This is a genomic window from Rhizobium sp. Root482, from assembly GCF_001426565.1.
Taxonomy (GTDB): Bacteria; Pseudomonadota; Alphaproteobacteria; order Rhizobiales; family Rhizobiaceae; genus Pararhizobium.
In genome coordinates this window covers 667,929-692,965 of sequence record NZ_LMFA01000012.1, presented here as the reverse complement: position 1 = coordinate 692,965, position 25,037 = coordinate 667,929, and the positions used below count along the sequence as shown (strand labels likewise).

The 25,037-nt window shown below is 60.5% G+C and carries 31 protein-coding genes and 1 pseudogene; 20 read left to right on the top strand and 12 right to left on the bottom strand.

The window, feature by feature from the left end; all coding sequences use genetic code 11:
* Positions 1 to 101: 101 nt before the first annotated feature.
* Positions 102 to 983: a LysR family transcriptional regulator gene (locus ASD31_RS11340; protein ID WP_056333263.1), complete on the bottom strand. Its 882-nt coding sequence runs from the start codon at positions 981 to 983 to the stop codon at positions 102 to 104.
* Positions 984 to 1,281: 298 nt separating this feature from the next.
* Between ASD31_RS11340 and ASD31_RS11335 the strand changes: the two genes are divergently transcribed.
* From ASD31_RS11335 to rirA, 4 genes are all read left to right on the top strand, one after another.
* Positions 1,282 to 2,778 (top strand): CoA-acylating methylmalonate-semialdehyde dehydrogenase, encoded by a 1,497-nt coding sequence (locus tag ASD31_RS11335; protein WP_056333002.1) that lies wholly within the window; start codon positions 1,282 to 1,284, stop codon positions 2,776 to 2,778.
* A 171-nt stretch (positions 2,779 to 2,949) separates the two neighbouring features.
* Positions 2,950 to 4,038 carry a YjgN family protein gene (locus ASD31_RS11330; protein WP_056333000.1) on the top strand — a complete coding sequence of 363 codons (1,089 nt, stop codon included), beginning with the start codon at positions 2,950 to 2,952 and terminating at the stop codon, positions 4,036 to 4,038.
* Positions 4,028 to 5,098, top strand: a complete 1,071-nt coding sequence (locus ASD31_RS11325; protein ID WP_056332997.1) for a M48 family metallopeptidase — start codon at positions 4,028 to 4,030, stop codon at positions 5,096 to 5,098. Before ASD31_RS11330 ends, ASD31_RS11325 begins: the two co-directional genes overlap by 11 nt.
* A 257-nt stretch (positions 5,099 to 5,355) precedes the next feature.
* Complete coding sequence (gene rirA, locus ASD31_RS11320) at positions 5,356 to 5,817, top strand: iron-responsive transcriptional regulator RirA (RefSeq protein ID WP_056332994.1); 462 nt, start codon at positions 5,356 to 5,358, stop codon at positions 5,815 to 5,817.
* 26 nt (positions 5,818 to 5,843) lie between these two features.
* Here rirA and ASD31_RS11315 read toward each other — a convergent pair whose 3' ends face one another.
* Together ASD31_RS11315 and ASD31_RS11310 are read right to left on the bottom strand one after the other, a co-directional pair.
* Positions 5,844 to 6,233, bottom strand: coding sequence for a response regulator (locus tag ASD31_RS11315; protein ID WP_056332991.1), 390 nt, complete (start codon positions 6,231 to 6,233; stop codon positions 5,844 to 5,846).
* An 82-nt stretch (positions 6,234 to 6,315) separates the two neighbouring features.
* On the bottom strand, positions 6,316 to 7,191 hold the full coding sequence (locus tag ASD31_RS11310) for a helix-turn-helix domain-containing protein (RefSeq protein ID WP_082520518.1): 876 nt from the start codon (positions 7,189 to 7,191) through the stop codon (positions 6,316 to 6,318).
* On the opposite strand from ASD31_RS11310, the gene ASD31_RS25935 reads away from it, so the two are divergent.
* The 9 genes and pseudogenes from ASD31_RS25935 to ASD31_RS11275 all read left to right on the top strand — a co-directional run.
* Positions 7,181 to 7,489 carry a hypothetical protein gene (locus ASD31_RS25935; RefSeq protein WP_156392594.1) on the top strand — a complete coding sequence of 103 codons (309 nt, stop codon included), beginning with the start codon at positions 7,181 to 7,183 and terminating at the stop codon, positions 7,487 to 7,489. The two genes, ASD31_RS11310 and ASD31_RS25935, sit on opposite strands and share 11 nt — an antisense overlap.
* A 29-nt stretch (positions 7,490 to 7,518) precedes the next feature.
* Positions 7,519 to 9,114, top strand: a complete 1,596-nt coding sequence (locus ASD31_RS11305) for an ABC transporter substrate-binding protein (RefSeq protein ID WP_056332985.1) — start codon at positions 7,519 to 7,521, stop codon at positions 9,112 to 9,114.
* 104 nt (positions 9,115 to 9,218) lie between these two features.
* A complete protein-coding gene (locus tag ASD31_RS11300) occupies positions 9,219 to 10,223 on the top strand; it encodes an ABC transporter permease subunit (protein ID WP_056332983.1) in 1,005 nt (334 codons plus the stop codon).
* Positions 10,224 to 10,232: 9 nt separating this feature from the next.
* Positions 10,233 to 11,126 (top strand): ABC transporter permease subunit, encoded by an 894-nt coding sequence (locus tag ASD31_RS11295; protein WP_056332979.1) that lies wholly within the window; start codon positions 10,233 to 10,235, stop codon positions 11,124 to 11,126.
* Positions 11,126 to 11,980 (top strand): ABC transporter ATP-binding protein, encoded by an 855-nt coding sequence (locus ASD31_RS11290; protein WP_082520517.1) that lies wholly within the window; start codon positions 11,126 to 11,128, stop codon positions 11,978 to 11,980. The genes ASD31_RS11295 and ASD31_RS11290 overlap by 1 nt, the downstream gene beginning before the upstream one ends.
* Positions 11,977 to 12,804: a dipeptide ABC transporter ATP-binding protein gene (locus ASD31_RS11285; RefSeq protein ID WP_056332976.1), complete on the top strand. Its 828-nt coding sequence runs from the start codon at positions 11,977 to 11,979 to the stop codon at positions 12,802 to 12,804. Before ASD31_RS11290 ends, ASD31_RS11285 begins: the two co-directional genes overlap by 4 nt.
* A 155-nt stretch (positions 12,805 to 12,959) precedes the next feature.
* Positions 12,960 to 13,304: a RidA family protein gene (locus tag ASD31_RS11280; protein WP_056332973.1), complete on the top strand. Its 345-nt coding sequence runs from the start codon at positions 12,960 to 12,962 to the stop codon at positions 13,302 to 13,304.
* A 259-nt stretch (positions 13,305 to 13,563) separates the two neighbouring features.
* On the top strand, positions 13,564 to 13,734 hold the full coding sequence (locus ASD31_RS26335; protein WP_200952163.1) for a hypothetical protein: 171 nt from the start codon (positions 13,564 to 13,566) through the stop codon (positions 13,732 to 13,734).
* A 270-nt stretch (positions 13,735 to 14,004) separates the two neighbouring features.
* Positions 14,005 to 15,032: pseudogene (locus ASD31_RS11275) on the top strand (AI-2E family transporter); the annotation flags it as partial.
* Positions 15,033 to 15,071: 39 nt separating this feature from the next.
* Here the strand turns inward: ASD31_RS11275 and ASD31_RS25425 are convergent.
* Complete coding sequence (locus ASD31_RS25425; protein ID WP_082520516.1) at positions 15,072 to 15,869, bottom strand: response regulator; 798 nt, start codon at positions 15,867 to 15,869, stop codon at positions 15,072 to 15,074.
* Between the two features lie 281 nt (positions 15,870 to 16,150).
* Here ASD31_RS25425 and ASD31_RS25420 point away from each other — a divergent pair, with 281 nt between their 5' ends.
* A complete protein-coding gene (locus tag ASD31_RS25420) occupies positions 16,151 to 16,315 on the top strand; it encodes a NepR family anti-sigma factor (RefSeq protein ID WP_274534263.1) in 165 nt (54 codons plus the stop codon).
* 79 nt (positions 16,316 to 16,394) lie between these two features.
* Here the strand turns inward: ASD31_RS25420 and ASD31_RS11265 are convergent, their stop codons facing one another.
* The 3 genes from ASD31_RS11265 to ASD31_RS11260 all read right to left on the bottom strand — a co-directional run bounded on the left by ASD31_RS11265 (position 16,395) and on the right by ASD31_RS11260 (position 17,813).
* Positions 16,395 to 16,643, bottom strand: a complete 249-nt coding sequence (locus tag ASD31_RS11265; protein ID WP_056332964.1) for a glycine zipper domain-containing protein — start codon at positions 16,641 to 16,643, stop codon at positions 16,395 to 16,397.
* Between the two features lie 53 nt (positions 16,644 to 16,696).
* The gene (locus tag ASD31_RS25415) at positions 16,697 to 16,852 is read right to left on the bottom strand and encodes a DUF3309 family protein (protein ID WP_082520514.1); all 156 of its coding nucleotides are present in this window, start codon (positions 16,850 to 16,852) and stop codon (positions 16,697 to 16,699) included.
* 91 nt (positions 16,853 to 16,943) lie between these two features.
* Positions 16,944 to 17,813 carry an alpha/beta fold hydrolase gene (locus ASD31_RS11260; RefSeq protein WP_056332961.1) on the bottom strand — a complete coding sequence of 290 codons (870 nt, stop codon included), beginning with the start codon at positions 17,811 to 17,813 and terminating at the stop codon, positions 16,944 to 16,946.
* A 270-nt stretch (positions 17,814 to 18,083) separates the two neighbouring features.
* On the opposite strand from ASD31_RS11260, the gene ASD31_RS11255 reads away from it, so the two are divergent.
* The 3 genes from ASD31_RS11255 to ASD31_RS11245 all read left to right on the top strand — a co-directional run bounded on the left by ASD31_RS11255 (position 18,084) and on the right by ASD31_RS11245 (position 19,766).
* A complete protein-coding gene (locus tag ASD31_RS11255; protein ID WP_056332957.1) occupies positions 18,084 to 18,413 on the top strand; it encodes a hypothetical protein in 330 nt (109 codons plus the stop codon).
* A gap of 38 nt (positions 18,414 to 18,451) precedes the next feature.
* A complete protein-coding gene (locus tag ASD31_RS11250) occupies positions 18,452 to 18,649 on the top strand; it encodes a CsbD family protein (RefSeq protein WP_056332954.1) in 198 nt (65 codons plus the stop codon).
* A 172-nt stretch (positions 18,650 to 18,821) separates the two neighbouring features.
* Positions 18,822 to 19,766, top strand: a complete 945-nt coding sequence (locus ASD31_RS11245) for a PRC-barrel domain-containing protein (RefSeq protein WP_056332951.1) — start codon at positions 18,822 to 18,824, stop codon at positions 19,764 to 19,766.
* A gap of 91 nt (positions 19,767 to 19,857) precedes the next feature.
* Here the strand turns inward: ASD31_RS11245 and ASD31_RS11240 are convergent, their stop codons facing one another.
* The gene (locus ASD31_RS11240; protein WP_056332948.1) at positions 19,858 to 20,082 is read right to left on the bottom strand and encodes a hypothetical protein; all 225 of its coding nucleotides are present in this window, start codon (positions 20,080 to 20,082) and stop codon (positions 19,858 to 19,860) included.
* Positions 20,083 to 20,298: 216 nt separating this feature from the next.
* Here ASD31_RS11240 and ASD31_RS25410 point away from each other — a divergent pair, with 216 nt between their 5' ends.
* The 3 genes from ASD31_RS25410 to ASD31_RS25930 all read left to right on the top strand — a co-directional run bounded on the left by ASD31_RS25410 (position 20,299) and on the right by ASD31_RS25930 (position 22,411).
* Positions 20,299 to 20,463: a DUF1328 domain-containing protein gene (locus tag ASD31_RS25410; protein ID WP_025426013.1), complete on the top strand. Its 165-nt coding sequence runs from the start codon at positions 20,299 to 20,301 to the stop codon at positions 20,461 to 20,463.
* A gap of 177 nt (positions 20,464 to 20,640) precedes the next feature.
* Positions 20,641 to 21,894, top strand: coding sequence for an NAD(P)/FAD-dependent oxidoreductase (locus ASD31_RS11235; protein WP_056332945.1), 1,254 nt, complete (start codon positions 20,641 to 20,643; stop codon positions 21,892 to 21,894).
* 205 nt (positions 21,895 to 22,099) lie between these two features.
* Positions 22,100 to 22,411: a hypothetical protein gene (locus tag ASD31_RS25930; protein WP_156392593.1), complete on the top strand. Its 312-nt coding sequence runs from the start codon at positions 22,100 to 22,102 to the stop codon at positions 22,409 to 22,411.
* A gap of 7 nt (positions 22,412 to 22,418) precedes the next feature.
* Here ASD31_RS25930 and ASD31_RS11225 read toward each other — a convergent pair whose 3' ends face one another.
* From ASD31_RS11225 to ASD31_RS11210, 4 genes are all read right to left on the bottom strand, one after another.
* Positions 22,419 to 22,838 carry a TIGR02588 family protein gene (locus ASD31_RS11225; RefSeq protein ID WP_056332942.1) on the bottom strand — a complete coding sequence of 140 codons (420 nt, stop codon included), beginning with the start codon at positions 22,836 to 22,838 and terminating at the stop codon, positions 22,419 to 22,421.
* A gap of 8 nt (positions 22,839 to 22,846) precedes the next feature.
* Positions 22,847 to 23,692 (bottom strand): TIGR02587 family membrane protein, encoded by an 846-nt coding sequence (locus ASD31_RS11220; protein ID WP_413813807.1) that lies wholly within the window; start codon positions 23,690 to 23,692, stop codon positions 22,847 to 22,849.
* A 46-nt stretch (positions 23,693 to 23,738) separates the two neighbouring features.
* Entirely contained in the window at positions 23,739 to 24,233 is a 495-nt protein-coding gene (locus ASD31_RS11215; RefSeq protein ID WP_056332939.1) for a BON domain-containing protein, read from the bottom strand.
* 158 nt (positions 24,234 to 24,391) lie between these two features.
* Positions 24,392 to 24,901, bottom strand: a complete 510-nt coding sequence (locus ASD31_RS11210) for a hypothetical protein (RefSeq protein ID WP_056332937.1) — start codon at positions 24,899 to 24,901, stop codon at positions 24,392 to 24,394.
* Between the last annotated feature and the right edge of the window lie 136 nt (positions 24,902 to 25,037).

Here is a 25,037-nt window from a genome sequence, read left to right as displayed (position 1 = left end):
ATCCCGGTCTTCGGGATGCGGCGGCCTGGAAAACGACCTTGTCCATGAGCGCGGTCGTTTGTATCCGATGGCCGGCAAAGCCCGCCTGGGCGCAATAAATTTCACAGGAAAATACCGTGTTCCTCCGTCACCAGTTCCTGAAGGAAGTCGACGACGGTGCGGACGCGCACCAGATCGCGGGCGCTTTCGTGATAGGTCGTCCAATAGCCGCGCGTAATGGTCGTGTCCGGCAGGATGCGGACAAGCTCGTCATATTGCCGGGCGATGTAATTGTGGAGGATGCCGATCCCTGCGCTGGAGCGCACCGCCTCGGTCTGCCCCGTCGCGCTTGATATCTCGAAGGATGCGTCCCAGCTGCGCATGATCTCGCCGGTGAAATTGAGCGAGGCGGTGAAGATCAGATCCTCGACATAGCCGATGCGGCGGTGAGCCTTCAGGTCATCGACCGTTTCCGGCACGCCGTAGGACTCCAGATAAGCCTGTGAAGCATAGAGGCCCAGCGTGTAATCGGTGAGTTTCGCCGAGATCAGCCTGCCCTGTTCCGGACGCTCCAGCGTTATGGCGATATCGGCCTCTCGCTGCGACAGCGAAAAGGAACGCGGCACCGGGACGAGCTGGATGCGCAATTCGGGAAAGCGTGCCGTCAGCCTGCCGAGGCGCGGCGCAAGGAACGAAACGCCGAAACCGTCGGGCGCCCCGACGCGCACCGTGCCGGCGATGACCGTATCGATGCGGCCAACCTGGGCCTGCGCCGCCAGCATTTCCGTTTCCATCCGCTCGGCGGCATTGAGGAAGATCTCGCCTTCCGCCGTCAGGTCGCAGCCATTGGTTCGCCGGATCAGCAGGCGGGTCTTCAGCGCTTCCTCAAGCGCCGTCACCCGCCGGCTAAGGGTCGCATGGTTAAGCCCCAGCCGTTTCGAGGCTGCCAGAATCTGTCCGGCGCGGGCGACCGCCAGGAACATCCGCACATCATCCCAGTTCATGGACATGAACCGTCGGCGATGGAGTTTGCGGTCGCTTACCCCCCTCTGCCCTGCCGGGCATCTCCCTCTCAAGGGGGGAGAGCGCACGCGACATGCTTCTATTTCCTATGCAGGTATGGGAAAAGAATAATCTTCCCCCTTGAGGGGGAGATGTCACCGTAGGTGACAGAGGGGGGTAAATTCTCCTCACACTCGGTGAGGACGTCAATTTGTGCACAACGGTTCCTAGTTATCACGCGTTGATTTGTGCATATTGTAGTGCGACACTCCCGACATAATCAAGATCAGGAGGATCATCATGGACGAGATCGGTCATTTCATCGACGGCAAGCGCGTTGCCGGCACCAGCGGCCGCACCGCCGATATCTATAATCCGGCCACGGGCGAGGTCCAGGCAAAGGTGGCGCTGGCAAGCGACGCCGAACTGGCAAGCGCGGTCGAAAGCGCCAAGGCGGCGCAGCCGAAATGGGCGGCCGTCAACCCGCAGCGTCGCGCCCGCGTCTTCATGAAGTTCATCCAGCTTCTGAACGACAATATGGATGAACTGGCGGAAATCCTGTCGCGCGAGCATGGCAAGACCATCGAGGATGCGAAGGGCGACGTCGTGCGCGGGCTTGAAGTCTGCGAATTCGCCGTCGGCATTCCGCACCTGGCCAAGAGCGAATTCACCGAAGGCGCAGGGCCCGGTATCGACATGTATTCGATCCGCCAGGCCGTCGGCGTCGGTGCCGGCATCACCCCGTTCAATTTCCCGGCAATGATCCCCATGTGGATGTTCGCGCCGGCCATCGCCTGCGGCAACGCCTTCATCCTCAAGCCGTCCGAGCGCGATCCGTCCGTGCCGATGCGCCTTGCCGAACTGATGATCGAGGCAGGGCTTCCGGCCGGCATCCTCAATGTCGTCAATGGCGACAAGGGCGCGGTCGATGCGATCCTGACCCATCCCGATATCGCCGCCGTTTCCTTTGTCGGCTCGACCCCGATCGCCCGCTACGTCTATGGCACGGCGGCATCGAACGGCAAGCGGGCGCAGTGCTTCGGCGGCGCCAAGAACCACATGATCATTATGCCTGATGCCGATCTCGACCAGGCGGCCAATGCCCTGATCGGCGCCGGCTACGGCTCGGCCGGCGAACGCTGCATGGCGATTTCCGTTGCCGTCCCGGTGGGCCAGGAAACAGCCGACCGGCTGATCGCGAAGCTGACCCCGATGGTGGAAAGCCTGCGCGTCGGCCCCTATACGGACGAAAAGGCCGATATGGGCCCGCTTATCACCAAGGAAGCCAAGGCGCGCGTTCTCGGCCTGATCGACAAGGGCGTCGAGGAAGGCGCCAAGCTCGTGGTCGATGGCCGCAATTTCAAGCTGCAGGGCTATGAGAAGGGCCATTTCGTCGGCGGCTGCCTGTTCGACAATGTCACGCCGGACATGGAAATCTACAAGACGGAAATCTTCGGTCCGGTCCTCTCGGTGGTCCGCGCCAAGAACTACGAAGAAGCCCTCGACCTGCCGATGAAGCATGAATATGGCAATGGCGTCGCGATCTATACGCGCGACGGCGATGCCGCCCGCGATTTCGCCAGCCGCATCAATATCGGCATGGTCGGCGTCAATGTGCCGATCCCGGTTCCGCTTGCCTATCATTCCTTCGGCGGCTGGAAATCCTCGTCCTTCGGCGATCTCAACCAGCACGGCACGGATTCGATCCGCTTCTGGACGCGCACCAAGACCGTTACCTCGCGCTGGCCGTCCGGCATCAAGGACGGCGCCGAGTTCTCGATCCCGACAATGAAGTAATCTCCCTTCCTCCCCAAATTGGGTCTCCTCTCGGAGGCCCTTTTTTGTTGGCGGCACCGGTCCTTCGATTGAACCTGCGTTACCAGGCGTTTAAGAGTTTTCCGACCGGCCGAATATCGGGGGATGGCCAGCCGGGTCCAGAACGCGATCCATGACAAATGAGGGGCTATCATGAGCACGGTCGAAACGGCACCGCAGTCGGCATCGAAGGAATTTCACAGGCTGTCCTTTACGGGAAGGGCGGGGGAATATTTCGGCATCTGGATCGTCAATATTCTTCTGACGATCATCACGCTCGGCATTTATTCCGCCTGGGCCAAGGTGCGGCGCAACCGTTATTTCTACGGCAATACGGTGCTGCTCGGTCGCGCCTTCGACTATCACGCCAAGGGTAAGCAGATCTTCATCGGCCGGCTGATCGTCTTCGGCTATCTCGTCGTCTACAATGTCCTGCTGGCCGTCTTTCCGATTGCCGGCATCGTCCTTGCCGTCGTCATCTTGTTCTTCTTCCCCTGGCTGATCATGCGCGGCCTGCGGTTCAGCGCGCGCGTGACCAGCTATCGGAATATCCGCTTCGACTTCGTTGGCAAGATGGGTGGCGCCTTTGTCGCTTTCATGGCCGGTCCGGTCATCGCCGTCCTGTCGCTCGGCATCCTGATGCCGCTCGCCAGCCGCTGGATGTATCGCTATATCGGCAACAATCTGCGCTATGGCGGCCGGCCTTTTGCAACCGATCCGCGGCTTGGCTATATCTACAAGACCTGGCTGTTCTCCGCCTTGATCGTCATTCTCGGCCTTCTCGTCATCGGCGCGGTCGTAATTGCCAATCTGTCGTTGCTGATGGCGCTGGCCGACGGCACGGCCACCGTTGCGCCGGAACTGCAGGCCTCCCTGTTCCTTCTCGGCGTGGTGGGCTATATCGCGGTCTTCCTCTCCTTCGGCATCGCCGCTCTGTTCTACCGTGCCGGCGTGCGCAATATCGCCTGGTCGGCGACCGCCTTTGACGGCAGGCACGCGCTGCGCAGCGATCTGCCGCGCATGGGCTATGTCTGGGTGGCCGTTTCGAATGTCCTCGTTACCATCGTCACGCTGGGCCTGATGCGGCCCTGGGCGGCGGTTCGCATGGCGCGCTATGTCAACGTCCATACTGCTGTCCGTTTCGATGGCGATGTCGGTGAAATCTTCGCCTCGGTCGCACAGGAAGGCTCCGCCGTCGGCGCGGAATTCATGGATTTCGAGGGTTTCGACTTTGGCTTCTGACGACAGGCCGATCTGCCGTGGCGACTGGCACCCACCCTCGACCAGCCGCTCCATGCCGGCACATCTGGTCGAGCGGCAGGACCGGATCGTCGCGGTTGCGGGGGAGGGCGGCGACGTTCTGGCTGAAGGAGCTTTTGCGACGCTCGATATCGCGCCGCGCGTCGGCTCCATTCCGCGTCGGATCCAGTTTGCCGACGGCGCGCTGTTCGAAACCACGGACAATGACGCGATCGATCGCTTGTTGCGCGCGCAGGGACGCAAGCGCGCCGGTTTCGTGCATGACCTGGAGCGGTTTCACCCGCGGCTCCTGATCTTCGCGGCCGCCGTCTTCCTGCTGTCGGGGCTGGTCTATCGTTTCGCCTTGCCGGTGCTGGTCGAGATCGCTGTCGCCGTCACGCCGCCCGTGGTGCCGAAGCTGATGTCCGCGGGTACGATGGAAACGCTCGATCGCTCCGTGCTTTCCAAAACGGATCTGGATGAGAGCAGGACCGCCGTGATCGCCGAGGGCTTCGCCCGCATCGCGGCGCAGTCGGACCGAGGTGCCGCCGGCTATACATTGAATTTCCGCAAGGGCGGGCTGATCGGCCCCAATGCCTTCGCGCTGCCGGATGGAACGTTGATCGTCACCGACGAACTCGTCGACCTTGCCGATGGCGATACCGAAATGCTGGTGGCCATCCTGGCGCACGAGATCGGCCATGTGGAACTGGAACACAGCCTGCGGCAGGTCTACCGGGCTGCCGGCATGGCGGGCCTGATCATGCTGATTGCCGGTGATGTCGGTGACGGGGTGGAGGACCTTCTGGTCCAGGGCGGCGGCCTTGTGGCGCTGTCCTATTCGAGAACCGCGGAAGCCGCTGCTGATCGCTATTCGGTCGAACTGATGGACAAGGCCGGATACGATCCCCTGGCCATCGCCCGCTTCTTCGAGATCGTCGAGACGAAGCTCGGCGATACCTCCGGCACCACCATCCTGTCGACTCATCCCGGCACGCCCGAACGTCGCAAGGCGATTGCAGCTTATGCGGCGCAACTGCGCGAAGACGACACCGCGAACTGACGGGCGATCTCTATCCGACGCTTAAGGAAAGCCCGGTGTTTCAGGATCCAAGGGATGGACAGCCGGGGCGAAGCGGTCCAATGATCGTCCCAAGGGATATTTCTGCTTTTTGGAATTGTTCCAAACTAGCATTCGTCCTATATGAAGGAAAGGCGCCGATTGCGGCTGTCGCCGCGCTCCCCGCCCTTTCGAACGCCGCCATGGGCTGACGGTCCAAACGACCGCTATACGCCGAATGTCGAATCCTGGAGTAGAAAATGCGCCTGACGAAGCAAACGAACTACGCGGTCCGCATGCTGATGTACTGTGCCGCCAATGACGGCCGGCTCAGCCGCATTCCGGAGATCGCCAAGGCCTACGGCGTGTCGGAGCTTTTCCTGTTCAAGATTCTGCAGCCGCTTAACAAGGCCGGTCTCGTCGAGACGGTGAGGGGCCGCAACGGTGGCGTGCGCCTGCCGAAGCCCGCGACCGACATCAGCCTCTTCGATATCGTCAAGGTGACCGAGGACAGCTTCGCCATGGCGGAATGTTTCGAGGCCGGCGAAATCGATTGCCCGCTGGTCGATAGCTGCGGTCTGAACGCGGCGCTGCGCAAGGCGCTCAATGCCTTCTTCGAAGTGTTGCAGCAATATTCGATCGACGACCTCGTCAAGGCGCGGCCGCAGATCAACTTCCTGCTCGGCCTCGAGGAACGCCCGCGCCCGATGACCGCCGCCTGATCGGCCCGCAGGCGGGGTCTCCGCCGCTATGTTTTCGTCACATATTCGCGCAGGATGAATTCGATCGCGGTCGGATCGAGTTCCGCCTTGTCGATGCGAAAATCGGCGCCGTAATCCTCGAATTTCTGGAAATAGGGATCGGCGAGCGATGACGAGATCACGCCGATCGGGCCGATGAAGCCCTGCTGGCGGAGGGCCGGCACGGTCTCGCGAAAATCGCATTGCGGTTGCAGGCGATTGTCCATCAGAATCACGGATGCGGGCTTTCCCGACTGGATGAAAGCCAGTGCAGCCTCGATCGTCTCGCAGAAATGCAGATGGATTTCGGCGCTCGTCACCTTTTTCATGATGCCGCCCATGATCAGATATTCGGCCGGATCATCGTCAACGAGCAAAATGTGAACTGTGTCTGTCATGATGATCTGCTGTTCTTCTGGGGGTAGCGGCCGGTTTGATTTGGCTCTCCGGCATGGGAACGGGTCGGCCATGGATGCCGTATCATTGGATGATCTGCTCCCGGATCGCCTTGGCCACCATCTGGGTTCGGTTGACCACGTCGAGCTTTTTCAGGATCGTGGCGGTATGTGAATTGACCGTATGCTCGGAAACCGACACGATCAGGGCGATCTCGCTTGCGGTCTTCCCATGCGATATCCAGCGCAGGATCTCGGTTTCTCGCGGGGTCAGGCCCAATCCGGCCTTGTTGGACAGGACCAGCCGGTAGAAATAGTCGAACGCGCAAAGCGCATCGTAGCACAGCTCGAAATGCGCCGGCTTCGCGATCTCCTCGCAATCGCCCAGAAACAGCACGGCATACCGGGCGCCGTTGATGCCGGTGACCGGCACGCATATCAGCATGTCGAATCCGAGCTGGGCCAAAAGGTTGCTGCCATTGCCCAGATGCGGGTCGTCGGCTTTCCAGATGGAGGGGATGACGGATCTGTGAAGAGTCTTGAACACGACCGAATCCCCGAAGCGGTGACGCTTGTCATATTCCTCCGCCAGGCCCGACGGCAGGTCGTGCAGGACGAGCCGGTGCGACAGCATGCAGGCATCGCCTTCGTTGCCAAGTTGCAGGATGCCGAAATGGTCGAAGCCGTGGCGCAACGACATGGTGTGGAAAATTCGAAAGAAATCGACGCGATTGAGAGCTTTCTCCAAATCGCTGTCCAGGTGGTATCGCCGGTGGTTGGTCAGAAGATTTGCCACGACGCGGCCGTCTCCAGATTGTCCCGCGGCCACCAGTTTAACGTGCGATCGGTGACAAGCAACTGGTATTTCAAATGAAAAAGAGGTCTGGCGGCGCTCGGCCAGGGCGGGATGCGACCCCGGTGGAGGGGAGCGAGAGGGAGGACTGGTGAGAGTGGCTTTCATCTTTCCCCGCCTGGCAGATAAAAGCCGGTCAGTCCTCCCCGCCCCGCAGGCTGCTTATGCCACGATGCGGGCGTGGCCTCTATCCGTGCAATTTGGGATTGACTTTTCAGGCGCTGAAAAAACGATTCGATTTGGCTGGATTTCAGATAAGGAAGTCGTGTATAGCGCCCTTGCTGTCGTATCCGGATGTATTTTTCCGGATGGACAAAATTTCGAGACAGCTTATTGCATTGCAGGGGCAAATGTCGTTCCATCCGGCCTTGACCGGAACTGCGATTTCTGCGTCAGAAAAATATGAGAACAAGAACAAAGCTGGGAAGCAAACTCATGAAAAAGCTCTCTACTCTCCTTGCTGCGACCGCGCTCGTCGGTATGATGGCCGGCACGGCATGGTCGAAGACCTTCGTCTATTGCTCGGAAGCGTCGCCGGAAGGTTTCGACCCCGGCCTTTACACGGGCGGTCAGACCTTCGACGCAGCCGCGCACACGGTTTATAACCGGCTGGTGGAATTCAAGCGCGGCACGACGGAAATCGAACCTGCGCTGGCCGAGAGCTGGGAAATTTCGGCTGACGGCAAGGAATACACCTTCAAGCTGCGTCCGGGCGTAAAGTTCCAGACGACCGAATATTTCACGCCGACGCGCGAACTGAACGCCGATGACGTGATCTTCTCCTTCGAGCGCCAGTACAAGACCGACAATGCCTGGAACAAATACGTTCCGGGTGCGTCCTGGGAATATTTCTCCGGCATGGGCCTGCCGGATGTTCTCGACAAGATCGAGAAGGTCGACGACCTGACGGTCAAGATCACGCTGAAGCGCCCGGAAGCGCCGCTTCTGGCCAATCTCGGCATGCCCTTCATCTCGATCGTGTCGAAGGAATATGCCGACAAGCTCGCCGCTGACGGCAAGATGGAATTGATGAACCAGCAGCCGCTCGGCACTGGTCCCTTCACCTTCGTCGCCTATCAGCCGGATGCCGCTATCCGCTACAAGGCCAACCCGGACTATTGGGGCGGCAAGCAGAAGATCGACGATCTGGTCTTCGCGATCACCACCGACGCGGCGGTGCGCGCCCAGAAGCTGAAGGCCGGCGAATGCCACCTGATGTCCTATCCGAACGCGGCCGACGTTGCCGAACTGAAGGCCGATCCGAACCTGAACGTCTCCGAGCAGGCCGGCCTCAATGTCGCCTATCTCGCCTACAACACGCTTGTTGCGCCGTTCGACAAGGTCGAGGTTCGCAAGGCCCTCAACATGGCGATCAACCGGCAGGCCATCGTCGATGCGGTCTTCCAGGGCGCGGCAACGGTTGCCAAGAACCCGATCCCGCCGACGATGTGGTCGTACAATGATGCCGTCGAAGACGACAAGTACGATCCGGAAGCGGCCAAGAAGATGCTTGAAGAGGCCGGCGTCAAGGATCTCAAGATGAAGATCTGGGCGATGCCTGTCGCGCGTCCGTACATGCTGAACGCCCGCCGTGCAGCAGAACTGATGCAGGCAGACTTGGCCAAGATCGGCGTCACGGTCGAGATCGTCTCCTATGAATGGGCCGAATACCTGAAGCTCTCCTCCGCCAAGGATCGCGACGGCGCGGCCATTCTCGGCTGGACGGGTGACAATGGCGATCCGGACAACTTCCTCGACACCCTGCTCGGCTGTGATGCCGTTGGCGGCAACAACCGTGCGCAGTGGTGCAACAAGGAGTTCGACGATCTGGTGACGAAGGCCAAGGAAACCTCCGACATCGCCGAGCGCACGAAGCTCTATGAGCAGGCGCAGGTCGTCTTCAAGAAGGAAGCCCCCTGGAACACGCTCGACCACTCGCTCGCCGTCGTTCCGATGAGCAAGAAGGTCTCCGGCTTCGTTCAGTCGCCGCTCGGTGACTTCGTCTTCGAAGGCGTTGACATCGCCGAATAAGATCGACGACTAAAAAAGGCACGCCGCAAAGAGCGTGCAATGGCCGGCGGCGCGAAAACATTCGGGCCGCCGGTTTTTCAAAAAGAAAGAAGGGATTGGCTCCCATGTTGCGCTTTATTCTCGGACGCCTCGCCGTCCTGATCCCCACCTTCATCGGTGTTTCCATTATCGCCTTCTCCTTCATCCGCCTGCTCCCCGGTGATCCGGTGATGCTGATGTCGGGCGAGCGCGTCATGTCGCCGGAGCGGCATGCGCAGCTGATGGCGGATCTCGGCCTCGATCGGCCGGTCTATATCCAGTATTTCGATTACCTGGTGAATCTGCTGCAGGGCGATTTCGGAAGCTCGATCGTCACCAAGCGGGCCGTGCTGGGAGATTTCCTGCAATTGTTCCCAGCGACGCTGGAACTGTCGCTCTGCGCCATCCTGCTTGCCATATTCCTGGGTGTTCCTGCCGGTGTGCTGGCCGCGGTCAAGCGCGGCACCTGGCTTGATCAGACGATCATGGGTTCGGCGCTTGTGGGGTATTCCATGCCGATCTTCTGGTGGGGCCTGCTGCTGATCATCTTTTTCTCCGGCTATCTCGGCTGGACACCGGTTTCGGGACGCATCTCGCTGATGTATTTCTTCCCGCAGGTCACCGGCTTCATGCTCATCGACAGTCTCATTTCCGGCCAGGCCGGGGCCTTTAAATCGGCCGTGAGCTATCTGATCCTGCCGACCATCGTGCTGGCCACCATTCCGCTCGCCGTCATCGCCCGCCAGACGCGCTCGGCGATGCTGGAGGTGCTGGGCGAGGATTATGTGCGCACGGCCCGCTCCAAGGGTCTTTCCCCCTTCCGGGTCATCGGCGTGCATGCGCTGCGCAACGCGCTGATCCCGGTCGTCACCACCATCGGTCTGCAGGTCGGCGTCCTTCTCGCCGGCGCCATTCTCACCGAAACCATATTCTCATGGCCCGGCATCGGCAAATGGATGGTCGATTCGGTCTTCAAGCGGGACTACGCGGTCGTGCAGGGCGGCCTGATGCTGATCGCCGCCATGATCATGGTCGTCAATCTCACGGTCGATCTGCTCTACGGCCTTATCAACCCGCGTATCCGGCATTAGGAGGTTGTGATGGCTGTCGCCGAAATCAAAACTGCAACGCCGCCGACCGGTCTTTCCGAATTCTGGTTCTATTTCTCACGCAACAAGGGCGCGGTCATCGGCCTCGTTCTGTTCGTCGTCATCCTGTTCGTGGCTATTTTCGCCGGCTTTGTCGCGCCGCATAGCCCGAGCATCCAGAACCGCGAGGTTCTCCTCCTTCCGCCCGTCTGGGCCGAAGGCGGGCGGTGGTCCTATTTCCTCGGAACGGACCCGGTCGGGCGCGACATTCTCTCGCGGCTGATTTACGGCGCGCGCTTCTCGCTGTTCATCGGCCTGGTGGTCGTCAGCATTTCGGTGGTCTCGGGCGTGCTGGTCGGCCTCATCGCCGGCTATTTCCGCGGCCGCGTCGATATGATCATCATGCGCGTCATGGATATCATCCTGGCCTTCCCGTCGCTGCTTCTGGCCCTTGTGCTGGTGGCGGTGCTCGGTCCCGGCCTGCTGAACGCGATGATCGCGATTTCGCTCGTCAACCTGCCGCATTTCGTGCGCCTGACGCGCGCGGCGGTCATGGCCGAGCGCAGCAAGGATTATGTCGTCGCCTCCAAGGTCGCCGGTGCCGGCACCTTGCGCCTGATGTTCCTGACCATCCTGCCCAATTGCCTCGCACCGTTGATCGTCCAGGCGACGCTCGCCTTTTCGGCGGCGATCCTCGACGCCGCCGCACTCGGCTTCCTCGGCATGGGCGCCCAGCCGCCGACGCCGGAATGGGGCACGATGCTGGCCGAGGCGCGTGAATTCATCCAGCGCGCCTGGTGGGTTGTTACCTTCCCCGGCCTTGCCATTCTCGTCACCGTTCTCGCCATCAACCTGATGGGCGACGGTCTGCGCGATGCGCTCGATCCCAAACTGAAGAGGTCGTGATGTCCCTTCTCGAAGTCGAAAACCTGGTCGTCGAATTCCAGACGGCCGCCGGTCCCTTCCGTGCCGTCGACGGCGTTTCCCTGAAAGTGGATGCCGGCGAAGTGCTGGCGATCGTCGGCGAAAGCGGCTCGGGCAAATCCGTTTCCATGCTGGCGGCGATGGGCCTCCTGCCCTGGACCGCCAAGGTGACGGCCGACAAGCTGACCTTCAACGGCACCGATCTGCTCGGCATGTCGCCATCCGACCGCCGCACGATCGTCGGCAAGGATATTGCCATGATCTTCCAGGAGCCGGTCGCCAGCCTCAACCCCTGTTTCACCGTCGGCTTCCAGATCGAGGAGGTCCTGCGTGTCCATCTCGGTCTCGGTAGGGCGGCCCGCAGGGCGCGCGCCATCGAGCTTTTCGAGCTGGTCGGCATCCCCAATCCGGCCGAACGGCTGGACCATTTCCCCCACCAGATGTCCGGTGGCCAGTGCCAGCGCGTCATGATCGCAATTGCGCTTTCGTGCAATCCGAAACTGCTGATCGCTGACGAGCCCACCACCGCCCTCGACGTGACGATCCAGAAGCAGATTCTTGATCTCCTGATGCGGCTGCAGGCCGAGCAGGGGATGGGGCTGATCATCATCACCCATAATATGGGCGTGGTGGCGGAAACCGCGGATCGGGTGATCGTCCAGTACAAGGGCCGCAAGATCGAGGAGGCCGACGTGCTGTCGCTGTTCCAGGCGCCGAAAAGCACCTATACGCAGGCGCTTCTCTCCGCCTTGCCGGACAATGCCACCGGTGACCGTCTGCCGACGATCGCCGAATTCCTCAGCGACGACCAGATCTTTGCAGGAGCTGTTCGATGACCCATGTTCTCGAAGCCAGAAATCTTGTCCGCGATTATCATATCCCCGGCTCACTGTTCAAAAAAAGCCGGACGGTCCACGCTGTCAAGGGTGTGAGCTTCTCGGTCGATCAGGGCAAGACGCTGGCGATCGTCGGCGAAAGCGGCTGCGGAAAATCGACCCTTGCCCGTATTGTCACGATGATCGATCCGGCGACCGCCGGCGACCTGCTCATCGATGGGGTCAAGGTGGATATCGCCAAGGAGCGGTTGACGCCGGAGATGCGCCAGAAGGTGCAGATCGTTTTCCAGAACCCGTATGGAACGTTGAATCCTCGCAGGAAGATCGGCGAAATCCTGACCGAGCCGCTGATTATCAATACCCGCATGAAGGCGGACGACCGACGCGACAAGGCCATGGCCATGCTGAAGAAGGTCGGCCTCGAGGAAAAGCATTACGGCCGCTATCCGCATATGTTTTCCGGCGGCCAGCGCCAGCGCGTCGCCATTGCCCGAGCTCTGATGCTGAACCCCCGGTTGCTGGTTCTCGACGAGCCTGTCTCTGCGCTCGACCTGTCCGTGCAGGCGCAGGTGCTGAACCTGCTCTCGGACCTGCAGGACGAGTTCCAGCTGACCTATGTTTTCATCAGCCACGACCTCTCCGTGGTGCGCTATATCGCCGACGATGTCATGGTCATGTATTATGGCGAGGCGGTGGAGTATGGCAGCCGCGAAGAGGTGTTCGGCGACCCCAAGCACAGCTATACGCAGACGCTTTTCGCAGCGACGCCCCGCGCCGATGTGGAGAGCATCAAGGCGCGGCTGGCGCGCAAGAACGCGGCCTGATCATCGGTCGGCGAGGTGGCTTGCGCGCATATTCGGCGCCTGCACCCCGTATGTCTCCGTTTCCGGCGATAGAGGTTCCACTTGTGGGATATCTGCGGTAAAGCGCCCGGATCATCATCATTCACGCGGCCTGCCGCATTCACGAGGATAGAAAAATGGACATTAAACGCTTTGAAACCGGCCCGCGCATGAGCCAGGTCGTCGTGCACAACAACACCGTCTATCTCGCCGGCCAGGTCGGCAATGCCGGCGACGATGTGGCGACCCAGACCAAGCAGGCGCTTGCCTCGGTCGATCGGCTGCTGGCCGTTGCCGGCATCGACAAGTCCCGCATCCTGTCCGCAACCATCTGGCTTGCCGACATGGCCGATTTCCCGAAGATGAACGGCGTCTGGGATGCCTGGGTTTCGCCGGGCAATGCGCCGGCGCGCGCGACCGGTGAAGCCAAGCTGGCCACTCCCGAACATCTCGTCGAAGTCATCGTCGTCGCCGCCCTTTGAGATAGGCGAAGTTTTCGAACCGGCACACACCGGTTTCGAGTGATCCGGCCGGCGCCTTGCAAAGGGCGCCGGCTTTTTCATGCCATGCCGCTATCACCGCAAAAGGACGAGCGTATTTCCGGCATACGCGTCGCTGACGACATCGTCGGAGCCTGCCAGGAACGCGACAAGCATTCCCCTTGCAATGGAACAATCCGGCCAGCCGCGCGTTAACAGGCAAGTCCCTTTGGGGTGTTTCCAAAAAATGAAGGGTTGTGCCATGCTCTACTGGTTGCCAAGGCTATGCCTTTTCCTGCTCATCGGCGCGGTTCTCGGGCTCGGCATCTTGCCGGCAACTTCGGAAGATGTCGCCAATACGCTGATCGTCGTCATTCTCGGCCTCGGCCTGTTTTCCCTCACGCTGCATGTTTTCCCGCCGGAACGATATTGACGGCAACACCGTCGGCTTGTCGCCCTCGCAGCTTTTCGCGTAACGTTCCGAAAGCCGCGCAACATCGGATATCAACCGCAGTGGCGTCTTTCGCTGGCTATAGGCCGGCCAGGCGCCGAGGAAAGTTGACAGATGAGTGCTGCTTTGCGGGGAAGACGCTTCTTCAAGCAGAAAAAGCAGCCGGAGATGGAGGCGGCGTTCGACGATCCCGGGGCCGGCTACGAGAACGGACCTCGATCCTCTTCCTCACCGGATACCAGGAGCGAGCCCAAGACCGGGCTTGACCTCGTTGTCGCCTGGAGCATCGTCGGGACATTCGTCGTTGCTGCCTCCGCCGTCATTTACATGATGGGATCGATCCTGATGCCGGTGACCCTTGCGATCGTCGTCGGCATGGTTCTTGGGCTGGCCGCCGACAGGCTGGCGACGTTCGGCCTGCCGCCGGCGCTCGGCGGACTGTTGTTGGCCGTGATCTTCGTCCTTGGACTGTTCCTTCTAATCAATGCTCTCGTCGAGCCCATGACCGCGCTGGCGGGCCAAATCCCCGATATCGTGGAACGGGCCATCGAACGGATATTGCCCTATCTCCAGCGCTTCGAATGGGCGAAACTCGCCATCGACGGCACGGATGAGAAGGCCATGGCCGAGGTTGCCATCCGCAATGCTGGTGCCATGCTCGGGCTGGTCGCCGCCGGCGTCACGCCGGCCCTTATCCAGTTGCTGATCTTCCTGGCGGCTCTTGGGCTTTTCCTTATCGGCCGCGCCCATCTGCGCCGGACGATCATCCTGGCCTTCGGAACACGGGAGCGGCGCCTTGCCGCGATCCGCATCATGAACGCGACGGAGAATGCCGTCGGCTTCTATTTCTCGACGGCCAGTGCGATCTATCTTGTGCTCGGCACCATTACCGTGGCCATCGCCTTCGTCGGCGGACTGGCCATGGCTCCCATCTGGGGGCTGTTTGCTTTTGTCTCGAGCTTTATCCCCTATCTCGGCGTTACCGCCATGACGATCGCGCTTTTCTGCGCGGGAATGATGACGCATGACGCGCTGCTTCTGGCGATTGCGCCGGCGGCGGCGTTCTTCCTGCTCCACCTGGTGATGGAAAACCTGGTGGCGCCGGCGATCCTCGGTCACCGGCTAGAGATCAATCCGTTCCTGATTTTTATCGCGATCATTTTCTGGACCTGGATGTGGGGCGCCGTCGGCGCCATGCTAGCGCTGCCCCTGTCATTGATCGCGATGACCATCTTCAACGAGTCCGCACCCAGCCGCCGGAACGCCAACTGCCGGGATAAACCCTGCAGCACGGCCGATCGATGCAGCGCAGGATGTGCTCAGGCCTTCCCGATTCTGGTGTTTTCGTCGAAGAAGAGGGCCTGGCTGATCAGTGCCTTCACCATGTCCGGATTGAAAGGCTTTGTCACCAGGAAGGCGGGCTCCGGCTTGGTGCCGGTCAGCAGCCGCTCCGGGAAAGCGGTGATGAAAATGACCGGGAGCGTGGCGCTGTTGAGGATTTCGTTGACCGCGTCGATACCCGAACTGCCGTCGGCGAGCTGAATATCGGCGAGGATCATTTTCGGCGCGGTCTTCGAAAACAGCGCGATCGCTTCGCCATGCGTTCTCGCGACGCCCGAAACCTTGTGGCCGAGGCTGGTCACCATGTCTTCTATATCCATGGCAATCAGCGGTTCATCCTCGATGATGAGGATTTCGGTAGCGACCTGCCGGGAGATATCTTCCGAGGCCTCGCGCAGGAGCTGGGCCGCCTCGATATCCGTGATGCCGAGGATTTCGGCGGCTTCACCCTGCGTGAAACCTTCGACCGATACCAGAAGAAAGGCCTTGCGCGCATCCGGCGGGATCATCGACAGGTTTGCCGCCGCCCGCTTTTCCCAGCCGAACGGCGAAACCGTTTCAGGCAGGTTGATGGTGATCGTCGGATAGACCGAGCAGAACAGCTTGAACAGATTGACCCGGTCGTTGCTTGACTGGGGGAAAAGCGTGATATCGGCGATCAAAGCTTCCAATACGGCTGCCACATAGGCGTCGCCCGATGCCTGGGTTCCGGTCACGGCTCGGGAGAAGCGCCGCAGGTAAGGAAGATGGGCAGCGATCCGCATGGAAAGTGACATTTATGACGTCCTTCAGTATGATGCCTGCAATTACCGGTGCCGACGTTAGTGTGAGTCGGATCATGGCATTGGTTTGAACATGTTTTATGGTTTATGGAAAGTTTTGCGGCTGGCGGAAATTTATTAGGGTGGAATGCAATTCCCCGAAAATTGGTAATATAGCAAGATTTTGTCTGTATCAAAGAGGACGCGTGAACGTGCCGACGGAAGGTCGCCGGGGGCGCGGGTCAGGAGTGAAGCTGTTAATGAGTGACGTCCCGGAAAATCAGCGCCGTACCGGTATGGGGGGCAGGCCAAGGGGCCTGGCGGACCCTAATAATCAGATCGCCTCCAAGCTGAAGGCTCTCTATACGTCCGTCGAGCAGGAAGCCATTCCCGACACTTTCCTTGATCTCCTCGAAAAGCTCGATCAGGTCGAGCAATCGTCGCGCAAGCCGCCGGGCTGAGACTTTCCAGATTTGATCCAGACAAGAAAAAACGGGCCGAGGCCCGTTTTTCCGTTTCTGGATATGCTGGCCTGGCGGATCAGCAAGCTGCGGTGTAGCGACGACCATAGCGGTCGCGGTAGATGCAGCGGCCCGGCTCGCTGGCATTGCCGATGAGTGCGCCGGCGACACCACCGACCGCGGCACCAACGGCTGCGCCGCGAACATTGCCGGTGGCCACGCCACCGATGATGGCACCTGAGGCCGCGCCGATGCCGGCGCCCTTTTCAGTCTGCGTGCAGGCGGCCAGGGGAAGGATGAGGGCGGCAACGAGAAGAATCTTTTTCATGATGGGTTCCTTTGTGAAAAATTGCTTGGGGTTGGGATTGAAAAGGCCGCCTGTCAGATACGACCCATCAGCACGAGAATGAGAATGATGACGATGACCAGCCCAAGACCGCCCGACGGTCCATAGCCCCAATTTCGGCTGTGGCCCCAACTGGGAAGCGCACCGATCAGCAAGAGCACCAGGATGATCAGGAGAATTGTGCCGAGCATGGTATTTCCTCTTCAGGTTCAGGCCTTTGGAGCCACGGGGTTCTGCACCAAAACGCCTGTCACATAAATTTGTTCCAGCCACTGATTCGATTTAGAATCGCAGAGACGCGGCGGGCCGGAATCCTTCTGCTTTCGCAGGCTTCCGCTGTCTGGGCGGGTGCCCGGCGGCGAGCGGACCGAAGAAGAGAAATGTGCTGATCAATCGATCCACCGCGTCGCGGGCCTCGGCCATCGGCAAATGGCCGACCCGGTCGAGAATGACGGTCTGCACCCGCGGCAGACGGCCGGACAGATGGATCTGGTGGGCCGGCGGAACGATCGCATCGCGCGCACCGATGATATTGAGGACAGGCACCTCGATCAGCGCCAGTTCGTCGATGAGCGAGGTTTGCGACATCCACGAGACGAACCGGGCGATATCGTCGGCCCGGGAATTCAACAGATGCTCGCGTACCCGTTCCATCGCGGCGATGGTCTCGTCGTTTTCCCACTCGGCCGATTTATCGAAGACGCAGTCGAGCGAACCCCACCGAAAGCTTTCCCTCGTCGCGATCCAGCGGGTGAAGAGACGCACGAACAGAATGCGTCCGAGCAACGGCAGTCGCAAAATGCGCGATGCCAGGCGTTCCTGGCCTTCAAAACGGCCACAGGCAAAGGCTCCCATGAGTACGACAGTGTTGACGAGGTCCGGCCGGTGACGCGCGAGCAGAAGCGAAACGAAGCCTCCTGTGGAATGGCCGATCAGGGTGACGGGCTCTCCGCCAAAGTCGCGTTCGATCGCGCCGGCATAGGCATTGACGATATCGAGCGCATCGAGATCGCCACTATGGTCGTCCAGCCGCCAGGGGCTGTGACCGGGAAGGGGATAGGCGGCAGCACTTCCTTCACGCACGATGCTCGGCGCAAAGGCTGCCCAGAAGGAGGGCGCCATCACCATGCCATGGATAAGCACGGTTTTCATGCCGTCATCTCGGGAGAGCCAATGGGGAGAGGGGGGATGCAACATGACGGAATCCTTAAAACCGCATCTGCTTGCCCAAGGAGTTTGGCTGACTGGCGCGAGCCGCTGATGTTGCGGGCCCGTTTGGGGAGAACCAAGTTCACGTCAGGCATTCCTTGACGCTGTAATTGAACGCCGTGGACCGGAATAAGTTCCCGTCGATATTTACGGAACTTCCTGCGCCCATCTCCGTTTTCTTGGCAAGACGATCCTTGTGCAAGGAGCACGGTGATGGAACATATCGCAGCGATCATGATGCTTGTCGGGTGCGCTCAGGGCACCGGCGATTGCCGGGAATTGCCGGCGCCGTCAGTCGGCTTCGAGACGGCCGAGGAATGCCAGCAATTGCTGCGGCCAGCCGTCGCGGATGCAAGACGTGGCTTCGCTGTAGTCTACGGCAAATGCGCCCCCATCGATCCGGCTCTTTACATAGAGGATGCGACGATCACCTGGGATATCACGCCATCCGATGAACTCGATGTTCACGTGACGTTCGATGAGCCGGCCATGCCGGTATTGCTTGCCGAAAAGGCTGACCGCGATCCGGCCATGATCAATTGAAGGTTTCCAACCCAGCCCACCCCAACAAGGAGAAAGACATGAACTGGGATATGATCGAAGGTAAATGGAATGAATATCGCGGCAAGGCGCAGACCCAATGGGGCAAGCTGACGGATGACGATCTCGACGTCATCAATGGTCGCCGCCAGGAACTGGCCGGCCGCATCCAGGTTCGCTACGGCGTAGAGAAGGATGAGGCCGAGCGCCAGATCGACGATTGGTCCTCCCGTCATTAACCAACGCGCAGACAGAACGGCATCCGAAGTTTTCGGGTGCCGTTTTTTATTGGACTTTCCATCTTGCGGGAACAAACGCGCCACGCTTCCGTTTCCCACCCGCATTGTCCGGCCACGACGCGGTACTGACATTCGAGATCGCATAGCAAGATTGCATAGAAGGAGACTGACGATGACCCGCACGCTTTTGGCGACGACTGCCATCGCCCTTTGCTTCGCCACCGGCGCTCTGGCGCAGGAGGCGACTTCGACGACCAGCCCTGCCGCGGCGGCCGCATCTCAATCCGAAAGCAACGGCGCGGTCGGCTATTTTTCCGCAGCACCGGAACAGGTGTTGGCGAGCTCAGTGCTCGGCAAGACGGTCTATACCGGTGCCGACGAGAAGGGCGAGGCGATCGGCGACGTCAATGATGTCGTCATCAATGCCGATGGCGGTACCGAGGCGCTGGTGGTCGGCGTCGGCGGCTTCCTGGGGCTCGGCGAGAAGGATGTGGCGATCAATTTCGACCGAGTTTCCTGGTCGGACCGCGATGGCCAGCGCATCATCGTGGTGACGGCCACCAAGGAGGAGTTGCAGCAGGCGCCTGAATTCCAGCGTGCCGCCATCATGGACGGCGCGGTAGCGGCTTCGCCCGAAGAAGATGCGGCTAGCGCAACAGCTACGGATGGACAGACGGCACAGACCGACAGCACGCCCGGCACGACGCCCCAAATGACCGATCCTGAAGCGGCTGCACCGGAAGTCGATAATTCCACGACCGCCGCCACGCCGACCGAACTGCAGCCGGTCGATCCGGCCCTGATCAGTGCTGAAAAACTCGTTGGCACCAATGTAAAGGTTGCCGACGACACGAAGGTTGGCGAGATCGGCGATGTGATCCTCGGCAAGGACGGCAAGGTCGAAGCCTATGTCATCGATGTCGGCGGTTTCCTCGGAATCGGTGAAAAGCCCGTTGCCATGAGTGCCAAGGGAATTCAGGTCATGGCCGATGCAGCGGGCGACATGGTGATCTATTCGCCTTTCACCAAGGAGCAGCTGGAAAACCAGCCGGCCTATGACGAAGATGCCTACAAGGCCAATCCCCAAGGCTTTCTAATGACCGCGCCGGCCAATTGAACAGGGGATCGGCCGCAAAGCCGCATTCCATTTTCGATGCTGTTCTTCAACAGTCCCAAAACGAAAAAGGCGGCTCGGCCGCCTTTTTCCGTTACATGCGATGTAATCGATTGCGGCTTGATGCCGCCGCGTCCTTTTCAGCTTCGTCGAGATCGGCAAGCAGGTCGGCGAACGCGCCCTCCGTTTTCGGCGTCTGCTCGCCGAAGTAGAGATCGCGCAGTGTCCTGCCGATATGAAGGCTCTGTTCTTTCGTCCGGACAGGCTGGCGAGCGGCCGCCGCCGCAGACTTCCAGATGTTCGATGTCGATACGTTCATTTTACTTTCTCTCATCGGTTTTATGCCTTCACAACGTTCCCTCTAGCGGTAAGGTTCCGTGAATTGCGTGGCCATTCCGTGTCAAATCGGTGCAGATTTCTCTCTTATGGTTAAGGAATACTTTCAGTTTCCAGGGACAGGTCCGATGGACGCGAGCCCGGGAACAATCACCACCTGCGCGCGTTATGGTAAGACGAATTATCAAGGAGAATTCCGATGCTTTACTATGCTCTCGTCTTCCTGGTTGTTGCCATTATCGCGGGCGTCCTGGGCTTTGGCGGTATCGCTGGCGCCTCTGCGGGCATTGCGCAGATCCTGTTCTTCCTGTTCCTCGCATTCCTGGTCATTTCGCTGGTCGTCGGACTGATGCGCCGGACCTGACCTCGACAGGCAGGCCGTGAAAAAGGGGGCGACCATGTGTCGCCCCCTTTTCGTGTTCGCCTTTGGGAACACGACGAACTGCGGGTTGCATGCGCCTTGCCGAACCGGGCCGCCTTGGCTATTCATGACGCCATATATCGCTGTGGATGAGCAGTCGGTCGCAGGAATGGAACGGATATGAAGACGGATGTTGTTGTTTTGGGCGCAGGCATTGTCGGCCTGTCGACTGCCATTCATCTGGCCCGCCGGGGCAAGTCGGTCGTACTGCTCGACCGGCGCGGCGCCGGCGAGGAAACCTCTTTCGGCAATGCCGGCCTCATTCAGCGCGAAGGCGTTTTTCCTTACGGATTCCCGCATAATTTCGGCGCGCTTTTCCGCTACGCGCTGAACAATACGGTCGATGCGCACTATCATTTGCGCGCGCTGCCGGGGCTGGTGCCCTTTCTCGCCCGCTATTGGTGGCATTCCGGCTTTACCCAGCACCACCACATCGCCACCATGTATGCACCGCTGATCGAGATGTCGATTGCCGAGCACGAGGACCTGATCGCGGCCTCCGGCGCCGGCGATCTCATCCGCAAGGACGGCTGGATGAAGGTATTCCGCACCGAGGCGGCGCGCGATGCCGCCTACCGGGAGGCGGAAAGCCTCTCCTCCGCGTTCGGCGTCAATCACCAGAAGCTGTCGAGCAGCGAGTTGAAGACCATCGAGCCGGCGATCACGGCGGATCTGACCGGCGGCCTGCGCTGGACCGATCCCTGGTCCATCCGCGATCCGCACAGTCTCAACATGGCCTATCTGAATTATTTCCAGTCGCTGGGCGGGCGTCTCGTTTCCGGCGATGCGGCAACGCTGGAACATATTCTCCAGGGTCCCGGCTGGCGTGTCGCGACGCCGGAAGGTCCGCTGGAGGCAAGGGAAGTCGTGGTGGCGCTCGGTCCGTGGGCAGACACGGTCACCAAAAAGCTTGGCTATCGTTACCCGCTTGCCGTCAAGCGCGGCTATCACATGCACTATGGCACGAAGGATGGCGCGCAGCTCAACAACTGGGTTCTCGATGCCGAAAAGGGCTATTTCCTTGCGCCGATGCTGCGCGGCATCCGGCTTACCACCGGTGCGGAATTTGCCCATCGCGACGCGGCCAAGACGCCGGTCCAGCTGACCCGCGCCGAGCGGGTGGCGCGGGAATTCTTTCCGCTTGCCGAACGTCGTGACGAGGAGCCATGGATGGGCGCGCGCCCCTGCACGCCGGACATGATGCCGATCATCGGCAAGGCGCCACGCCATGAGGGCCTCTGGTTCGCCTTCGGCCACGCCCATCACGGCATGACGCTGGGTCCGGTAACGGGCAGGGCGCTTGCCGAAGCCATGACCGGCGAAAAGACCATCATTGACATGCGCCCCTACAGGCCGGAACGGTTTCTGGCCTGAGCCCGGCGGCAACGTCGCCCGGCCATCGGTATTCAGATGGGCCGGGTAACATTATGCCCGCGCCATGCAAAATTTTACAAAACCGCCGGAACAAATTTCCATCTCATCCGTTTCGCTCTTTGGCTGAACGAGGATTCGGCCGGATGCGCCGTGCGCGCCGAAATGAATCGACTGCCGATCCCACGGTAGCAGGAGCGGATTTTTCATGCAGAAGCAGGTAGTGGATTTCAACGGCGAAGCTGTGGGCGCGATCGTGCCCGACAAGGATCATTTCCGGTTCGTCGCGGTCAAATATGCCGTCTGGAGCCTGGACGGGCAGGTTTTTTCGAGCCCGGAGGATGCAAATCAGGCGGTGCAGGCCCTCATGTCCAGGCCGAACGGGCAGGCCATGCCGATCGCCAGCTTCTGGGTGCCCGGTGAAGGTGATCCGCCGGAAAACCGCTTCAACTGGAACGCTGCCTCCGCCCTGCCGGACAAGGGGTCGCCCCATGGCGGGGAAGCCTGCCACGCGGAATGAACGGCTGTCAGGGATCGATATAGCCGGCTGCCCGTATCTCTAGCCGGTAGCCGGAAGGGTTGGCCTTGAACAGGAAGGCGCCGGTCGCACTTGATTGCGCCGGCACATAGTCGAACGTCACCTCATGGATTTCGACGACTTTTTCTCCCTCCATCAGGCGCGCGATCACCGGAACGGCCGCGGCTGTGCGCATGCCTTTGTTCTCAACCTCGAAAAACACCTGATAGCCGCCGCTGGCGCTTTCCTGGCGCAGGACTATCGCCGCGATATCCGGTTTGCCATCCGAACCGGTCACGGCATGATAGGCAATCAGCAGGATCATCGCTGTCACCAACAGGGCGCATATCAGCCCGGTCGTCCATTCGATCCAATGCGCCTTGCGAAGAACGGTGTGGGCGCGCTTGTCGGTGGGCTTGCTGTCGGTCATGGTTCCGCTCAAAGGATCAGGCGCGCGGCAGCCGCGCCGATGGCACCGGGAAATGCAAGAACAATCATCGCTTCTATCGCCGGCATCAAGGCGCCTCCGTCAAGTCGCCCGAAGGTCCAGAGGCAATAGAGGCTGATGACCAGGGCAATGACATATCCCGGCAAGGTGAAGCGGATAAGCGCGTGCCACCAGGGCGTGTCACTCGACAATTCGTGCCCTCCCTTGAAGGAAACCGCATAGACGAAGCCGTGCATGAGCGCGATCGAAAGGCAAATTGTTGCCAGCGCATGCCATGGCGTCATCTTGTAGGAGATCAGGATCATCTCCTCCGTCGGTGCCATGTTGAGGTTGAGAAACAAGGCGCCGACCGCCATCAGGAACAGTTCGCTGCCATAGCTTGCCGGGCGTTCTTCCTCCGGGTCATCCTTGCCGCTGCCGAGCTGGCTACGGCCGAGCAGGGCGCCGATGCTGGCGGGCACGGCTTGCAGAGCGATCTTCCCGGCCATTTCATCAATAGGCATGTCAGCGGTGAGCAGCTTGAACAGCGTCAGCGTCATGGCGCTCGTCACGATGCCGATGCCATAGGCGATCGTCGCATCGCGCATATCGTCCTTCCAGCAGAAGGTCTTTTCGAAACCGAGACGATGGGAAATACCGACGAGCAGCGGAATGACGAGGAGAAGAAGCAGGAGCAGGCGCCAGCGATCGATGAGGAAGCCGAATTCCCACATTTCCATGGTCATCTGCATCGGCAGCGCAAACAGCATCGCGCCGCCGATGCCCCGGCCGATGCCGACCAGAAATCTGGGCGAAGCCGCAGTTTCGTCGCCCTCGCTCGCTTTGATTCCCCCCAATGCTTTCCCTCCTGTGCCGTTCCTTTCTATCCCATAAGGTGCGGCTTCAGTCGTCCCAGTCGCTCGGTATGTTCCCATCCGCCGACCGCGTCGTCAGCCGATTGCGCACTTCGGAAATCCCGGGCGTTTCGGAGATTGCCAGCGCGATCCGGCGGCGATCCTGCGCCGTTTCCACCGCACCGGTCAACAAGGCGATGCCACGGCGGACCTTCAGGTCCATGGCGGACATATCGATACCGTTGTCCGACAGGGTGTTGGAGATCGTTTCCTCCAGCGCATCGTCCTCGGTATCGGCTTCGGTTTCCTCGCCGAAAAGATCAAGACCATCAGCGCTTTCGATGGCTGTATCGGCCGCGCGCTCGAAACCGGGATTGTCCGTCTCGTCGAAATTTTCCTGGCCACGACCATAGGCGCCGTTGGCCGGCTTGACCTGCGATCCCGATACGGAATCGGCATAGGGCCATCCTTCGGCCAGATCACGCTCCTCATAGTCGCGATAGTCTTCCTCGCGTCCGGTGGGTTTTGCGGTTTTATCGATCATGGGACCTTCCTCACTCTGGTAAACTGCAAGGAAAACGAATGGCGGGACGATTGGTTCATGCGCCGTCGCAGGATTTCGATCCAATCCGGTACTCGGTATGCACGAAGAATGGCGACGCCACTTCTGGCGCCGCCATTCTTTAAAAGTTTGTACCGCGATTAATTCTGCGGTGCAGTGCTGTCTGCCGGCGGCTGCGTATCGGTGCCGGTAGCCGGCGTCTGAGCGTCCGGTGTTGCCGGAGCGGCGTCAGGCGTCGCGGGCGCTGCCGGGGCAGTCGCATCGGGCGTTGCGCTGTTGTCGGCAGGCGGCGTTGCCGTGTCTGCCGGAGGCGTGGCCGTATCAGCCGGCGGGGTAGCATTATCGACCGGCGGCGTGGTCGTCTGCTCCGTGGTTCCGGGCTGGGTCGCCGTGTCGTTGGTCTGTTCGTCAACGCCATCGGATGGCATCCAGACGAGCAGAGCAAGCACGAGGCCGGCCAGCACGATGATCAGCACGGGCCACATGCTACGCGATGAGCGCGGCTGTATGTCTTCCGGCCGGCGTGAAGTGGCGAGCGGGTCGTCCACCGGCGCTGCCGTCAGCGGATCGACCCGCTGGCCTGTCTGTTCGGCCGGGCGTATCTGAGGGTTGACGGGGCGTTTGTCACTGGGGTCGAAACGTTCATTCATGGCGTTCACATCCTTTCGAGAATTGGTGACTGTGCCAGCAAACGTTGAAGGCAGCTTTGGCCTAAACGTGGCTGGCGAACGAATGTTCCCTCAAGGGTATCTGAAGCATGCGAGCGGTCGCCCGGCTAAGACATGT